This is a genomic window from Dyella sp. C11, assembly GCF_003121485.1.
Classification (GTDB): domain Bacteria; phylum Pseudomonadota; class Gammaproteobacteria; order Xanthomonadales; family Rhodanobacteraceae; genus Dyella.
On sequence record NZ_QAVX01000005.1, the window covers coordinates 190,990 to 206,527 of the forward strand.

At 58.2% G+C, this 15,538-nt stretch carries 12 protein-coding genes; 11 read left to right on the forward strand and 1 reads right to left on the reverse strand.

The annotated features are described in order from the left end of the window. Nucleotides 1-31: 31 nt before the first annotated feature. The 11 genes from DK366_RS07420 (at nt 32) to DK366_RS07470 (ending at nt 14,193) form a co-directional block, all read left to right on the forward strand. Complete coding sequence (locus DK366_RS07420) at nt 32-1,966, forward strand: hypothetical protein (protein WP_109124900.1); 1,935 nt, start codon at nt 32-34, stop codon at nt 1,964-1,966. A gap of 78 nt (nt 1,967-2,044) precedes the next feature. Next, nucleotides 2,045-2,539, forward strand: coding sequence for a type II secretion system protein (locus tag DK366_RS07425; protein WP_109124901.1), 495 nt, complete (start codon nt 2,045-2,047; stop codon nt 2,537-2,539). A gap of 67 nt (nt 2,540-2,606) precedes the next feature. Next, on the forward strand, nt 2,607-4,649 hold the full coding sequence (locus tag DK366_RS07430; protein ID WP_109124902.1) for a hypothetical protein: 2,043 nt from the start codon (nt 2,607-2,609) through the stop codon (nt 4,647-4,649). Between the two features lie 3 nt (nt 4,650-4,652). Further along, nucleotides 4,653-5,894 (forward strand): glycosyltransferase, encoded by a 1,242-nt coding sequence (locus DK366_RS07435; protein ID WP_109124903.1) that lies wholly within the window; start codon nt 4,653-4,655, stop codon nt 5,892-5,894. Then, complete coding sequence (locus DK366_RS07440) at nt 5,881-6,558, forward strand: class I SAM-dependent methyltransferase (RefSeq protein ID WP_109124904.1); 678 nt, start codon at nt 5,881-5,883, stop codon at nt 6,556-6,558. Before DK366_RS07435 ends, DK366_RS07440 begins: the two co-directional genes overlap by 14 nt. Nucleotides 6,559-6,614: 56 nt before the next feature. Beyond that, nucleotides 6,615-8,498, forward strand: coding sequence for an asparagine synthase (glutamine-hydrolyzing) (gene asnB / locus DK366_RS07445; protein WP_109124905.1), 1,884 nt, complete (start codon nt 6,615-6,617; stop codon nt 8,496-8,498). Next, entirely contained in the window at nt 8,495-9,988 is a 1,494-nt protein-coding gene (locus DK366_RS07450; RefSeq protein ID WP_109124906.1) for an MOP flippase family protein, read from the forward strand. The genes asnB and DK366_RS07450 overlap by 4 nt, the downstream gene beginning before the upstream one ends. After that, on the forward strand, nt 9,969-10,961 hold the full coding sequence (locus DK366_RS07455; RefSeq protein ID WP_109124907.1) for a glycosyltransferase family 2 protein: 993 nt from the start codon (nt 9,969-9,971) through the stop codon (nt 10,959-10,961). Before DK366_RS07450 ends, DK366_RS07455 begins: the two co-directional genes overlap by 20 nt. A 36-nt stretch (nt 10,962-10,997) precedes the next feature. Beyond that, the gene (locus DK366_RS07460) at nt 10,998-11,921 is read left to right on the forward strand and encodes a glycosyltransferase (protein ID WP_109124908.1); all 924 of its coding nucleotides are present in this window, start codon (nt 10,998-11,000) and stop codon (nt 11,919-11,921) included. Nucleotides 11,922-11,970: 49 nt separating this feature from the next. Then, on the forward strand, nt 11,971-13,068 hold the full coding sequence (glf, locus tag DK366_RS07465; RefSeq protein ID WP_109124909.1) for a UDP-galactopyranose mutase: 1,098 nt from the start codon (nt 11,971-11,973) through the stop codon (nt 13,066-13,068). Nucleotides 13,069-13,071: 3 nt separating this feature from the next. Then, nucleotides 13,072-14,193 carry a glycosyltransferase family 4 protein gene (locus DK366_RS07470; RefSeq protein ID WP_109124910.1) on the forward strand — a complete coding sequence of 374 codons (1,122 nt, stop codon included), beginning with the start codon at nt 13,072-13,074 and terminating at the stop codon, nt 14,191-14,193. On the opposite strand, the gene DK366_RS07475 is transcribed toward DK366_RS07470, so the two are convergent. Continuing rightward, nucleotides 14,190-15,419, reverse strand: coding sequence for a glycosyltransferase (locus tag DK366_RS07475; protein WP_109124911.1), 1,230 nt, complete (start codon nt 15,417-15,419; stop codon nt 14,190-14,192). The genes DK366_RS07470 and DK366_RS07475 overlap by 4 nt on opposite strands. Nucleotides 15,420-15,538: the final 119 nt, after the last annotated feature.

A 15,538-nucleotide genomic window follows, 5' to 3' on the forward strand; every position in this document is an offset into this window, starting at 1 on the left:
TTCCGTGATCACACCACGCAAGTAGCCATCCATGCCCTCGTTTCGCCTCTCCGCCGCTCTCCTCCTGTCGGTCGCCGGCTGCCTGGCGTTGATCGCCGGCCTGTACTGGCCGGCATTGCATGGCGGATTCATCTTTGATGACTATCCGATCTTCGCGGAGAACCCGGCCATCCAGGTCCATGGGTGGGACTCGCATGCGTGGCAGACGGTGTGGCATTGGTCGCGCTCAAACATCCAGCGCCCCCTGGCCATGATGACCTACGCGTTCAACTACGCGATGGGTGGCAGCACGTTCGGTTTCAAACTCACCAACCTCATCATCCACCTCATCAATACGATGCTGGTGATGCTGCTTGCCATGCGACTGCTGCAGGCCGCGTGGCCAACCCAGCATGCCCGCCAGCGCGGGTATTGCGCCCTGGGCGTCGCTGCATTGTGGGCGATACATCCGCTGCAGGTATCCACGGTGATGTACGTGGTGCAGCGGATGGAAATGCTGGCCTTTTCGTTCGTCGTGCTCGCGCTGCTCGCGTACTGGCGTGGACGACGCAACCAGATGACGCACCAGCGTGCGTGGCCGTGGTTTCTGCTGACCGCTGCGTTCACCGCCGCCGGTTATGCCTTCAAGGAAACAGCAGTGCTTGTTCCCGGCTACGCGATGCTGATGGAACTGACACTGCTGCGATTCGAGGCAAGCTCGCCCCGGACTCAACGACTGTGGCAGCTGTTCTATGCGGCCGGCGTGCTGTCCGCCTTGGCGGCGATCGTGTTCTACGTTCTGCCTCACTATGTTTTTTCAGGGTATTTCGAAGGCCGGGATTTTTCGGCCTGGGAGAGGGAGCTGACCCAGTTGCGGGCGCTCCCCATGTACCTGGGCTGGATGCTGTTGCCGCTGTCCAGCCACCTTACGTTCTACTACGACAACTACATCGCCTCGACGAGCCTGCTTCAACCAGCAACGACACTGCTTGGTGGATTGACACTGCTAGCCCTGGTGATTCTTGCGGGCGCCACCTACAAGCGCCGCCCTCTGCTGGCGTTTGGGATCGGCTGGTTTTTTGTAGCGCATGTGCTTACGTCCGCACCTCTGCCGCTTGAGCTGGTATTCGAACACCGCAACTATCCAGCGCTGTTTGGTGTACTGCTTGCCTTGGCAGACCTGGCGTACATCCTGAGCCAGAAAATCAACGTACGCATGGTGGTTGCCCTCGTGGGCGCATTTGCACTTACGCTGGCATTCCTCACCGTCCTGCGGGCCTCGGTGTGGGGCAGCCCATTTCGACTCGCCGTCGAGCTGACCGAAATCAATCCCGGCTCACTCCGCGCGGCACAGGATCTAGCACGAAGTCTTATGGCCATGTCCGGTGGCGATGCGACATCCAGGTTCTACGCCATGAGCATTGCCGAACTGGAACGCGCGGCACGCTTGCCTGACGCCTCACCGTTGCCCGAGGAGGCGCTGCTGATCGAGGCAAGCACGCACCCTGGCATGCCCACCCAGCCATGGTGGGACAGCCTCCGCAACAAGCTGGAGACGCGCCCGCTTATCCCCGACACATACGCCGTGCTGCATCGACTGGCTGAATCGAGGCTCTCGGGCAACGCTGGCATTGATGCAGAACAACTTGCAGCCTGCTTTGCCATTGCCACCAGAAAGGCTCCGTGGCGCGAGGTGCTTCATGCCGATTACGCCGAGCTGGCGGGCTCCGTGCTGAATAACCCGACGCTCGCCGGCGAACAGTGGACGCTCGCACTGAAGACAGATCCCACCCCTGCCGACTATGGCAAGCGGCTGGCGGAATACCTGGTGGAAAAACACAGGAATGAGGAGGCTGCAACCGTCATCGCCACGCTTCGGGAGCTGCACCCCGCGCTGCGCGACGACCCCGAGCTGAACGGCTGGCTGGAAAAGATCCACGACCAGGCGTCCTCAAGCCCTTCACTGCCGCCTGCGCGCGCCTTGTGACCGCAAGGCGACGGATAGTTAACGCGTCGGTCATCCTGTCTGTCGCACCTTGCCTGAAGTGATTTCACGGAGACCGCCATGGCCATGCAGAAATCGACCCGATTGATCTCGCTTCTCGTGCTGCTGGCCATCATTGCCATCGTGGCCACTTTCATCATTCCAGCGTGGAAGCACCACCAGACATTGAGCCGGATGGAGCAAGCCATCCGGGTGGGAGAGCCGGCAAAGCTGGTCGTGATGGAAGCCGCAACCATGCGTGGCGGCCTTTCGCAACTCAAACCGGACGACCTGAAGATCAACCCGCAAGCGACTGCCAATGCTTATGTGGCTCGCGTGGACATCTCCGAAACCGGGCGCATCACCATCGTCACGCGGGATACCGGTGCCCTGCCCGCCCCCACTTTCCTGCTGACGCCCCTGGAGGCTCCCAAGGACAGCGGAGGCGCTCCGATCCTGTGGGCCTGCGACATGCTCACCGGCGATCCCCAATGGACGCCGTCAAGCTGCACGCGACCCGGCAATGCACCCGTCGCGCCAGCCGTGACGGGATCGGCAAGCCCGCGACCGGCCTGAGCCCGACGCAGGTGGTTCGCCGCCGAACAAGGTAAGCTGCGAGCTCTCGAATTCACCTGATTAACCCGTGGCCCCTGACACCCTGTCGTCACGCGCGGGCTGGCGACTGTTGGCGCTGGCCCTGATCATCACCGTGCTGGTCTATTGGCCGGGCCTCCATGGCGGCTGGCTCTTCGACGACTATCCCAACATCGTCGACAACCACGGCGTCCAGCCGAGCGACGCCAGCGTGGCCTCACTCGTTCGCGCCGCCCTGTCCTCTCCCGCCAGCGACCTGCGGCGTCCGCTCGCCTCGCTCAGTTTCGCCGCCAACTACCTTGCAACGGGGTTGGAGCCTTTTGGCTGGAAGCTGGTGAACCTGCTGATCCATCTGATGAATGGCGTCCTGGTATTCCTGCTCGCGCGGGAACTCCTCGCAACCGGGCGCCAGTTCTTCGCTCAACGTGGCCTTCGGCCGGACGTGGTAGCCGCTTTGGTCGCCGGTGGATGGATGTTGCTGCCCATCAACCTCACGGCCGTGCTCTATGTGGTGCAGCGCGAGGAAAGCCTGGCCAATGTGTTCGTGCTGATGGGGCTGCTGGGTTACGTCGTTGGCCGTCGCCGGATGATGACGCAAGCTGCACCTCCGGCAGAATCGCCCGAAGACGCAAAGTCCAGGCACAAGGACTGGCCCGGTCTTGCACTCTGCATTGCCAGCATTTGCATCTCAACGTGCCTTGGGCTGACCGTAAAAGAGACGGCGGCCATGCTGCCGCTGTATGCATTCCTGATCGAGTGCATCCTCTTCCGCTTCGCGTGGCACAGGGCGACAAGTACCGATGCGTCTTCAGTGCCGCGCACAAAGAAAGACTGGCGCCTGATCGGGCTCTTCCTGGTCACGCTGTTCTTGCCGGCCATCGTTGGCGTTCTCTGGCTGCTGCCGGGTGTGTTGAACCCCATGAGCTGGGCCACGCGTGACTTCACGTTGAAGACCCGACTCCTGAGCGAAGGCCGCGTGATCTGTGGCTATCTGTTTTGGACTCTGTTCCCGACGGCGCGCGAGCTTTCGTTCTATCACGACCAATACGAGATCTCCCGCAACCTGCTTGCACCCTGGACCACACTGACCAGCCTGCTGTTCCTGGTGGCGCTGGTCGCAATCATTCTTTGGCAAAGACAGCGACGCCCGCTCGTATCGCTTGGCCTTGCGTTGTTCCTCGGGGCGCAACTGCTCACCGGCACCATCGTGCCGCTCGAACTTGTCTACGAGCATCGAAACTATTTCGCGAGTTTTGGCGTGTTGCTGGCGACCGTGCCGCTGCTGGTGGGCCCGTGGAACACTTCTTCGATCACTTCACCGATGCATGATCCTCGAAACGCGGGGAAACTCATGCCTCTGGCGGGCCGGTGGCTGCTGGGCGGCCTCGTCTTCTACTGGGCTTCTCTTACGGCTTACACATCCATTGCCTGGGGTGAGCCGCTTGATCTTGCGCGCGAACTCGCCTCGCGCGGCCCCGACTCTCCCCGTGCCCAATACGAACTCGGACGCGCTTACATCATCTATTCGCACTACGACCCTGCCTCGCCGTACATAAAACCGGCCTATGAAGCACTCGAAAAAGCTGCGGCGATTCCGGCATCGTCCATTCTTCCGCAGCAAGCGTTGATCTTCATGAACTCACGCATGAACCTCCCGCAGAAGGACGCGTGGTGGGACAGCATGATCGACAAGCTGAAATCGCGACGCCCCGGCGTGCAGGACGAAAGCTCTTTATCAGCACTGGCACAGTGCCAGCAAGAAGGCCGTTGCGACCTGTCCACTCCGCGCATGACCGAGGCCTTCAACGCAGCACTTGCGCACCCCCGTCCCACCGCTCGCCTCCTGGCGATGTACAGCAACTACGCCTGGAACACGCTGGGGGATCGATCGAAGGGCATGGCCTTGATGAACCAGGCCGTTGAAACCGCACCAAGCGAGCCCGCTTATCGAATTACCCAAGTTCGAATGTTGGTGGCGCTAGGTCGTGTCGAGGATGCCCGACGTGCGACACGGCAGCTAGAAGCCCAGAATATCGGTGGAAGCCTGGATAAAAGCATCTCGGACCTCAACGCCCTGCAAAGTGAGCGCTGAACGATGCGTGCAATCCCTCCCCAAACAGAAGCAAGCATTGACGAGGCTCGTGCTCGAATAAAGCACACGGATAACGTCACCGTCTTTGCTCCCCGGCTTCTACCGTGGTCAGAAACCTTTGTCCTCGCGCAAATGACAGCGATGCGTCGCTGGCATCCCACGCTTACAGGCGAACGTCCGGTCCCCAAGGGACTTCCTCTGGATAGCATCGATCACTTTACTTTTTGCCCATCCCCCCTTCGATCCCGGCGCGCTTGGTATACGTTCTGCAAGCGGATAGGCATCGCACACCCACCCACGCTCGCCGCCCTGCGCCATCTGGGTTCGAGTTTGTTGCACGTCCACTTTGCGACAGCTGCCGTCGACTACTGGCCATTGCTTCGCGCACTGAATCAGCCCGTGCTAGTGACAATGCACGGATTTGACATCCAGATCCGGCCGGATTGGTGGGCCGCTGGCAAGGGAGGCTTTTGGCGCCGAAACTATCCAAAACAGCTTCGCAAACTGGCTCGCCAACCTAACGTCTCTTTTATCGCCGTCTCCAATGCCATCCGCCAGAAGGCAATTTTGATGGGCATTCCGCCGGACAAAATCACGGTGCGTCATATTGGCGTCGACACCGACATTTTTGTTCCGGGCCCGCTTCCTATAACTCAGCGACCCCGGCGAGTGATATTTGCGGCGCGCCTGGTGGAAAAGAAGGGTGCCAGCTATCTCATAGACGCTTTTCGGGCGGCCTCTGCCGTATTTAAAGATGCGGAACTGATCATTGCCGGTGACGGCGAGTTGCTTGAGAGGCTGCAACGACAGGCACAAGGTATCGCTGGTATTCACTTCGTGGGTCGTATCACGCCCATGATGCTTCGGGAGCATCTTAATTCAGCGCGCGTTGTGTGCTGCCCCAGTGTCACGGCCGAAAACGGCGACGCAGAGGGATTGCCAACGATTCTTATGGAGGCGCAGGCCTCGGGGGTGCCCGTGATCACATCATCACCTGGAACCGATGGCGAAGCCGTCATACACGGTGTCACGGGCTGGTGCTTTCCCGAACGCGATGTTGCCGCATTGACAGGCTTTCTAAAGCACGCACTCGCTGATGACAAGACGTGTGATGTCATGGGAAAGAGGGCACGCCAACACGCGGTGAAAGATTTCTCTCTGAGTGCGTGCACCGCCCAGCTCGAACGGGATTTCGATCACTTCGCATCGCATCGAACAGGTGAGTCGAATCATGTACGCAGTTAATCGACTTACGCACAATTGGCTCGCGAAGCATTTGCTCAACCGCGTCGTTGGGGCGCGACTTCCAGCCTTGCATGGACAGGTGGTGGATCTTGGTTGTGGCAGTCGGCCTTTCGAAAAAGATGTCCTGAAGTATGCATCCCGATATATCGGCGTTGATTGGTCCAATACATTGCACGGCCTTAGCGCCGACGTGATAGCGAACCTCAACGAACCGTTGCCCCTGGAAGATGCGAGCTTCGATCACGTGTTGTCCTTTGAGGTCATCGAGCACTTGAGCGAACCCGACACAATGTTAGAGCAAGCATTTCGCATTCTCCGGCATGGAGGAGAACTCACGCTTACCGCCCCTTTTCAGTGGTGGTTACATGAAGCGCCGTGGGATTATCAGCGGTTCACGCGCTTCGGCCTTGAGCACCACCTGCGCAAGGCCGGCTTCACTGATATCGATATTAAAAATACTTCCGGATTCTGGTCGATGTGGCTACTGAAGCTCAACTATCAGCTCCATCGCCTGATTCGCGGACCGCGGGCATGCAGAATTGTCATCCGATCAATACTTGTCCCAATATGGCTCGCAAATCAAATGATTGCCACGTGGGCGGACCGAATCTGGCCGGAAGATCGTGAGACGGCGGGTTACTTTGTGACGGCCCGTAAGCCTTAAATCATCTACGACGGCAACATAAAGTTGTTGCTCCAACACAGGTATTGGCATAGGTCATGTGCGGCATCGCAGGCTATTCGCTCCAAGCTCCCTCTTCAGTCTCGCGATCGACATTGCTCGGCATGTGTCGGGCAATGGCTCACCGAGGACCGGATGATGAGGGCACCGCGTTCTTTCGCGGGTCGCACGCCCTACCCATTGTCGAATCGTTCAAATGCCATGCACGTGCCAGCGAGGTTGATCACGTAAATGACGAACACGATGTCGCGCTGGGACACCGTCGATTCTCCATCGTCGACTTGTCCCATGCGGGTCATCAGCCCTTCTGGTCACCGGATCGTTCGGTATGCGTAGCCTTCAATGGTGAGATCTATAACTTTCTGGAACTCCGGAAAGAACTCAAAGCACTTGGTCATGTGTTTGTCACGAATTCTGATACCGAAGTTTTGGTACATGCGTACTGCGCCTGGCATACCAGGATGTTTGCCAAGCTAAGAGGGTTTTGGGCTATCGCGCTTTACGATCTTGCGCGGCAAGCGGTACTGCTGTCTCGAGACCCTATTGGCAAGGCGCCACTCTACATCGCTCCTGTCGCAAATGGCTTGGCTTGGGCATCTGAAATCAAGGCGCTTCGCACCGTGGCTTTGCCCTCTGCCATGCAACCACGAGAAAGTGCGATTGCAGACTTCGTGCAACGCGGCTTACGCGACGTCTTCAATAACACGTGCTATGAAGGAGTGCACACGCTTCCTGCTGGCACCTTTGCGTGGCTCACAAAGGGCAAACTCAATGCGCCTGAACGATATTGGAGTCTGCCCACTACGCGTATGGAAGAGCGGGACTTGCCCCCCGGCGAAGCCGTAAATGGTTTTCGTGAACTTTTTTTCCAGGCTGTCGCGCGTCGCCTTCATGCTGATGCCCCATGGGGTGCGGAACTGTCAGGCGGCATGGATTCGTCAAGTATTGTCGCCGCTATTGCCAGCCTAGGGCACAGGGTCACCACTTTCACAGTGAAGTTCGAGGAAAGTCACTCGGATGAAGAACCCTTTGCCCGGCTAATGCTTAAGCGCTTCGGCTCCAATATTGACTATCACGTGCTTCGCCCACCTAAAAGCGCCTTCTGGGAATCGGCGGATAGTTATGTTGGATTGATGGATGAGCCAATTCACGCACCCAACATGCTCACCCAATTTGCCATGTGGCGGATGATGTCCGATCAAAATTTACGCGTGAGCTTGAATGGTGCCGGCGGTGACGAGTTGTTGGCAGGATATTCCAACGATTACGCCATGCCGCATTTGTGGGAGCAGATACGACTCGGCAGGCCTTGGCGTGCAATCAAGGAAGCAGTTCAGTATCAGGAACGCCCTTATGGCCTTCTTCTTTTACGCGAAGCAAAGCGAGCGTTATGGAGAAAAATGCGTCGTTTCGACGACCATGGGTTGCTTCGCGTGCAAGGTTCAACGACTTCGCCAAGACAGGACATGAATGGCTTGCTCATTGATTTGATGAGCGATTGGCGCATGAACTATTGGCTACGCTCAAGTCATCAGTCTTGGATGGGAGTGCCAATGGAAATTCGGGCTCCACTGCTGGATGTAGATCTAATCGATTTCGTTTTTCGCCTACCCAGCGGCTACCTTATTCGCGACGGCTGGCACAAGTGGATATTCCGGCAGGCCATGAAAGATTTATTGCCACCTGAGATCACCTGGCGAAAGCGAAAGATGGGATTCCCGTTCCCCATTCGCGAATGGCTTGGCGCGTCGCGCAATACATACCTCGCCCTGGCCAAAGATATCGACTGTCCATTCATAGATAAGCGCATCATGCGAGAGAAGTTCGACATCTTGTCCGCCAAGGATCCTTATTACCTGTGGCGCGCGATGTCGGTTACTTTGTGGTGGAAACGAACGGTGTTGGGGCAACCCCTCGCATGAAGGCGCCATTCAGCGACTTGGCTGGCAGTGCGCGCAGGGGTGCCCGTTTCACCACGGTCGCCAGCGCTGTCGTCATCGGTTTTCAGGTTTGTCAGATATCTGTGCTGGCACGCATTCTCGCACCATCAGATTTTGCGATAGCCAGCATCGCGTCAGTGGCCGTATCTCTGCTCGCCTTCTACGCGGACTTTGGTTTGTCTGGCGCAATCGTACATTTCAAACAAGCGAGCAAGGCTCAACTATCTACTTTGTACTGGATCAATGTCATCGCGGGCACTGTGCTCGCAATCCTCTTGATCGCTCTTGCGCCCTGGGTGGGGCTGTATTTCGACAGTCCTAAACTGACCGGCACGCTTCAATGGTTGAGCCCGGTCATTGTCTTTTCATCCGCCACAGGCCAATACAGAGCCATCCTTCAGCGCGACCTGTCATTCGGGATACTTGCCTTTGCAAATGCAAGTAACGCCGCCATGTCGTTCGTGGCGGCCATTACAGCAGCCATGATGGGCATGGGCGTATTTTCCGTAGCTATAGGTGCGGTAGCCGGGAGCCTGATAGCTGCAGTCATTCTATTTTTTCGAAGTCCAGGCTTCGCCCATCCGTCTCGCATCTTCCAACTTTCCGGCGTGAGTCCCTTTTTGCGCTTTGGCGGCTATCAAGTAGCCGAAAGAACGCTAGGGTTCATCAACACGCAGATCGATGTACTGGTTTTGGGTAAATTCGTCGGAATGGCTGAACTTGGGCGTTACGCCCCTATCAAGACGCTTTGTATCAAACCCGTGATGCTCGTAAATCCGATCCTTACGAGCGTTTCCTTTCCGATCATGAGCGCTGCCAATCAAGATCTGACGCGCGTCGCACGCATCTATCTGATGCAAATCCGCTCAATCGTGACGCTCACCGCACCACTCTATTTCTTCTGTGTCATTTGCGCAGGGCCAATCGTCGACATATTTCTCGGCCCCCAATGGAAGGACAGCACAGTCCTGTTCCAATGGCTCGCGATGTACGGATTGTTAGTTTCCATGGGGAACCCCGTTGGTTCGCTGCTACTCGCCACAGGTCGAGCACGAGCAAGCTTTCTATGGAATCTAGGCTTGTCGGTGCTATTTCCATTGGCCGCCGTCGTTGCTTCTCCCTACGGGGTATCAACAATCGCGGCGACTATCACTATCCTTGAGGGTCTGCTGCTTATTCCAGGCTGGCGCATCTTGGTGTGGGCGTCATGCGGCGCTTCCTTCGGCTCCTATCTCGCGGCACTCGCCCGGCCCGCGGCAATTGCGGCACTGGCTGCCGGTATCACATGGCCCATCACTCGGCTCCACTTCACATCCTGGGAGACACTGCTGTTGACCGGCTTCGTGGGATCTCTCCTTTATGCAGCCCTATCGCTTGCCTTCAATCGCGAGACCGCAACCCTTCTCTGGCAAACCATAAGGCAGCGCCACAACACTGACGCCAGCGCTTCCGATGCACACACCGTTAGTTAGCGTTGTCATCCCTACGTATCGTCGCCCGCATTACTTGGAGCGAGCGGTGAAGAGCGCGTTTACGCACGCAGGCCCCGAGACGGAAGTCATCATCGTCCCTAATGGCCCGGACAAGTCATGGGAAAGAGCTCTTGACTCACTGCCTAGAAGCTCACGATTAACCATTCACCCCATTGCTCAAGCGCACGGAAATGTTGCCCGGAACCAGGGCCTGGCCATGGCCCGGGGCAAATACGTCCGTTTTCTGGATGACGATGACTACTTACAGCCGGCGGCGACCGATCAAATAGCTCTCCTGGAGCGTAGCGGTGCCGAATTTGCTTCCGGACTTGTTAGAAACGAGGACCAGGAGGGGGCAGACCTTGGCCTCCTTCGATTTCCGCATACACGCGACTTCGTCTGTGCTGCGGTGGAAAGCAGCGCCTTTACGCTGCCTGTCGGTAACCTCTTTCGGCGCGACAGTCTTAAATCGGTCCTGTGGGACCCCTCGGTTAATCGCTTACAGGATAACGCCTGGATGCTGGACTTGGCCATTTGCCGGGAATGGCAGTGGCAACATCTGGACCAAGTCGTTGGAACGTGGTTTCAGCACGACGCACCCCGAACGTCGGTGTCCAAAGTGCAAACCCAGCTCGATCAACAAATTACCGACCGATTGAGCCAATTATTTGAAACGTTGGCCGCTTCTGGCCGATTGACGGCGGATCGCTCAAAGGCCATTGCAGATGCGCTCTGGCGATATGCCCATGGCAGATTTCCCCATGCCCCTGGGCACTGGACCCGAATTGCCCGAAAAGCCTTGAACATCAGCGCCACAAGCCGCCCCCATCATCCGCCGTACAACTTGCCCGTCATAAGGAGAATAGATCCCGTATTGATAGAATGGAGCCTGGTTCCAGCGCGCCTTGCCTACAGAACGGGGGTCCGATGGAGAAATTCACTCACTGGCAGCGATTACCGGCGACGTCTATAGGTCCGGGCGCCAAATAACCCGCTGGATCACAGTTGCATGCACCCTCCTCGTATTGCTGCCCTGATCGTCACCTACAACCGCAAGTCGCTGCTCGTTCGCTGCCTCCTTGCACTTACCAAAGCCTCACGTACCCCAGACCTTATCCTCTTGGTCGACAACGCCTCCACGGACGGTACGCGAGACATGCTTCGCGAACAGGGCTGGCTTGATCGCGATGACATCCAGCTTTTAGCTCTACCAGACAACAGCGGAGGTGCGGGCGGATTTGCCGCCGGCCTAAAGCATCTCGTGGCTAACGGTGTTGACTGGATATGGATGATGGACGATGACGCAGCACCCCACCCCGATGCGCTGGAGGAGCTTGCCAAGATCGCGGTTGATCCGACGCACGTTTATGGCTCCCTCGCGGTGCAAGAAACCCAGACTTCTTGGATCACAACACTGATGCACCCTACGCCAAGGGCCGTGCATCATGCGAACGAGGTTCCGGAACGGGCTAACGTACAGTTCCTTCCCTTTCTCGGGTTCATGATCCATAAAGATCTAGTCCAGCGTATCGGTTTACCTGATGCTGGCTACTTCATCGCTGCAGACGACATTGAGTACTGTCTTCGTGCACAGCAAGCCGGCGCCGACATAGTCATTGCGGGCAAGAGCCGAATCGAACACCCAAAGGCTGACTGGTATCGCGTGGGTGCGCCGGGGCGCTCTCTGATATGCCTGCGTCTTCCGCCGTGGAAGCGCTATTACGATACCCGTAATCGCTTGTTGATCGCCCGCAAGTACTACGGCATCCGGCTGCTTACCCAGACCGTGCCGGGATCTTTCGTTCGTCTCTTCGCCGCCCTTCGCCATGAACCTCGCCGCATGGCTCAGCTTGGTGCGTTTTGTGCTGGCATGTTCGACGGATTGATGGGCATCAAGGGGCCGCGACATCGCTGGTGGCGCATCAACCCATGAAATTTCCACGCTCCCATCTTTTTTCCTGCTTACCGCCTCGTGGATCTCAATGAATCGCAACGTCCGTACACTTGTCGTTGGTGCCGGGTTCGCCGGTAGCGTTGTCGCGCGCGAACTCGCTGATACCGGCCACCAGGTCCGCGTCATCGACAAGCGGCCCCACATCGCCGGCAACGCCTACGACGAACTGGACGCTCATGGCGTGCTGGTGCACCGCTATGGCCCGCATATCTTCCATACCAACGGCGACCGGATCTTCGAATACCTTTCGCGTTTCACGGAGTGGCTTCCGTACGAGCATCGCGTGCTTGGCGTGGTGGAGGGGAAGCATTACCCGTTCCCGATCAATCAGGACACGCTGAACCAGCTCTACGGTTTGCAGTTGGATGATTCAGGCGCAGAGGCGTTCTTCGAACGCGTGCGCGAGCCACGCGAGCCGGTGCTGACCAGCGAAGATGTGGTGCTCAACAGCGTTGGCCGCGACCTGTACGAGAAGTTCTTTCTCAACTACACGCGCAAGCAATGGGGTCTTGATCCTTCGGAATTGAAGGCTGGCGTGGCGGCGCGCATTCCTGTGCGCACGAATACGGACGATCGGTACTTTACCGATACGTTCCAGGCGATGCCGAAGCATGGCTACACGCGCATGTTCGAGGCGATGCTCGACCATCCGAATATTTCGGTGGAATTGGGCGTGGACTTCGATGACATCCGCGACACGCTGGAGGTCGCACACGTCGTGTATACCGGCCCCATCGACGCCTACTTCCGATACTGCTTTGGCCACCTGCCCTATCGTTCGCTTCGCTTCGAACATGAGCATCTGCCTGACGTGAAGCAGTACCAGAAAGTGGGCACCGTGAATTATCCAAACGATCATGCCTACACGCGTATCACCGAGTTCAAGCATCTGACCGGCCAGGAACACGCGGGCACGTCGATCGTGCGCGAGTATCCGCAGGCAGAAGGCGATCCTTACTACCCTATTCCGCGAGCGGAGAATGAAGCCTTGTTCAAACGCTACGAGGAACTGGCCAAGAACGAACCCGGCGTCACTTTCGTCGGCCGGCTTGCGCAGTACCGCTACTACAACATGGACCAGGTCGTGGGAGCTGCCCTTGCAGCCGCAAAACGACTGATTGGCTGATCGATGCGCATCGCTTTCCTGTGCAAACGCCGCTACATGAGCAAGGACGTGATCCTTGACCGGTATGCGCGCCTTTATGAAATTCCCTATCAGCTGGCCAAGCTTGGGCATGACGTCCGTGGATTCTGCCTGGGTTATCAAGGCCAGGAGGAAGGTCACTGGGTGCACGAGGCGTCGCCGGGCCGGCTGGAGTGGCAGGCACGGTCACTCGGAAAGACGATTTTCCCTGCCCTCGCCACGTACCCACGATGGCTGCTGGAACGCCTGCGCGAATACTCTCCTGACATCATCATCGCCGCATCGGATATTCCGCATGTGGTACTCGGTAGCTGGATCGCTTCGAAACTCAACGTGCCGTGGGTGGCCGATCTGTACGACAACTTCGAGGGTTTTGGTCAGGCGAAAATCCCCGGAATGGTCGGCGCACTCAGGCGAGCCGTTGGAAAGGCGGACCTGGTACTGACCACCAGCGATCTGCTGTGCGACATGGTCCGCGACGTCTATTCGCCTCGCGGCGAAGTGATTTCCATGCCGAGCTCGGTGGACACCTCGATCTTCCGTCCGCGCGATCGCACGAATAGCCGCGCGTTGCTCGGCCTTCCCGCGCAGGCACGACTGGTAGGCACGGCTGGCGGACTTTCCAGGGAAAAAGGCATCGCCACGTTGTACGAGGCCTGGTCGTTGTTGAGGGAACAACACGACGACGTGCATCTGGTGCTGGCCGGCCCGGTAGAGGCCGCAACGCCCCTGCCCGTGGGTGATCGCGTCCATTACCTCGGCTTGTTGCCGCACGAACAGGTGGCCCATCTCTTCAGCGCGCTGGACGTCGGCGTCATGAGCATTCTCGACACGCCGTTTGGGCGCTACTGCTTCCCGCAGAAAGCCTACGAAATGCTGGCTTGCCGACTGCCGGTGGTGGCGGCCAACGTGGGTGCCATGCCTGCGCTGTTCGCCGGCGCACGCGAATGCCTGTTCACCAGCGGCGATGCGGCTGATCTCGCGCACCGCATTTCAGGACAGTTGGCGAGTGCCCGTTCGTTGGATATCGAGATCAAGGATTGGAAGGCCTTGATCGGCTCTCTTGAACCCACACTGCAAGCGTTGGTCGATCGCAAGACCGACTAACGACGGCCGTCGTGTTGCGCCATGCACTGCTCTAGCAAGTCACCGTATCTGCCTGAGACACCTTGCCAATCGATCACATGAAGCGCCTTCTCGCGCAACGCCAGGGCACGCTGTCGTGACGCATCCGGCTGATCGAGCGCCTGCAGCACACGGTCAGCCAGTTGGGCGGTGTCCTTCGCATCCACGCAGACTTCCGATGCGGCGTCACCCAGCAAATCGTGCAAACCGGCAACATCGCCCACCACAACCGGGCAACCGCAGCCCATCGCCTCCATCAGCACGACAGGCAAACCTTCCTGATCGCCGGAAGCGTCACGGACGAACGGCGCTACAAAAAGACTGGCGCCGCGATACAAGGCAGGCAACGCGCCTTGCGGCGTGGCACCGAGGAATCGAACGTGGCTGGCGATGCGCAGGCGTTGAGCCTGCGCGCGCAATGCTTCTTCCTCGGGGCCAAATCCCGCGATGATCAACTCGACGGAGGGCCGTCGCGAGAGAATGGCAGGCATGGCATCCAGCAAGTGGCAAAGACCTTTCTTGGCAACCAGTCGGCCGACGAACAACAGGCTGTCAGGCTTGCGCACTACGTCATTGCCGGGCACAAACCGATTCCGAAGATCTACTCCCATGGGCACCACCGCCAGTTGCGGTGGGTGCATGTCCAGTCTCGCAACCTCTTCTGCCATCGCGGTGCTTACCACGGTCATACCGCTTGAGTTTGCCGCCACCGTTCGCTTGACGCTTTCGAGAGCTTTCCCTCGAAAGCCAAACAAGTCACCTCCATGGGATGTGACCACATACGGTACGCCAGCAAAACGCGCCAGCAGCTGTGCAATGAAACCCTGTGGAATCAGCCAGTGGGCGTGAATGGCATCGACCTGTTGGCTACGCAGCACGCGTCGCGCGGCCCACCATAGTCCGACGATGAAGCCAGGCACCAACAACCATTTCCACGGCTGCCGCTTGAGATTGGCCGCAATACCGCCGTTGTTGACCAGGGTTTGCCATGCACGAGGCGCATAGCGATACCGCACCACGCACACGCCATCGAGCGTGCCGCTCGGATCAGCGCCTTGCGCATCAGGCACAACTGCAACTACATCGAAACGATCCACCAGGCGCCGACAGAGTTCATGCACGAATCCGGGTTCGTGGTCGTCACGCCAACGCGGGTAGGTGGAAGCCAAAACCAGCACAGTGCGGCGCTGCGAGCCTTTCGATGTCATGACGCGGATATCTCGCTACAGCCGAACACAGGTATCCGGGATTGGCTTGCCGGCGGGAAAGCATTCGACAAGGCACGGGATGTCGGCGACGATTTCAGCAAAAGCAAAGATCGCTCCTT

Coding starts and splice junctions, on each gene's coding strand:
- glf (WP_109124909.1), top strand. CDS start 11,971: ATGAATCGCAACGTCCGTACACTTGTCGTTGGTGCCGGGTTCGCCGGT.
- DK366_RS07470 (WP_109124910.1), top strand. CDS start 13,072: ATGCGCATCGCTTTCCTGTGCAAACGCCGCTACATGAGCAAGGACGTG.
- DK366_RS07420 (WP_109124900.1), top strand. CDS start 32: ATGCCCTCGTTTCGCCTCTCCGCCGCTCTCCTCCTGTCGGTCGCCGGC.
- DK366_RS07460 (WP_109124908.1), top strand. CDS start 10,998: ATGCACCCTCCTCGTATTGCTGCCCTGATCGTCACCTACAACCGCAAG.
- DK366_RS07440 (WP_109124904.1), top strand. CDS start 5,881: ATGTACGCAGTTAATCGACTTACGCACAATTGGCTCGCGAAGCATTTG.
- DK366_RS07425 (WP_109124901.1), top strand. CDS start 2,045: ATGGCCATGCAGAAATCGACCCGATTGATCTCGCTTCTCGTGCTGCTG.
- DK366_RS07435 (WP_109124903.1), top strand. CDS start 4,653: ATGCGTGCAATCCCTCCCCAAACAGAAGCAAGCATTGACGAGGCTCGT.
- DK366_RS07450 (WP_109124906.1), top strand. CDS start 8,495: ATGAAGGCGCCATTCAGCGACTTGGCTGGCAGTGCGCGCAGGGGTGCC.
- asnB (WP_109124905.1), top strand. CDS start 6,615: ATGTGCGGCATCGCAGGCTATTCGCTCCAAGCTCCCTCTTCAGTCTCG.
- DK366_RS07475 (WP_109124911.1), bottom strand. CDS start 15,419: ATGACATCGAAAGGCTCGCAGCGCCGCACTGTGCTGGTTTTGGCTTCC.
- DK366_RS07455 (WP_109124907.1), top strand. CDS start 9,969: ATGCACACACCGTTAGTTAGCGTTGTCATCCCTACGTATCGTCGCCCG.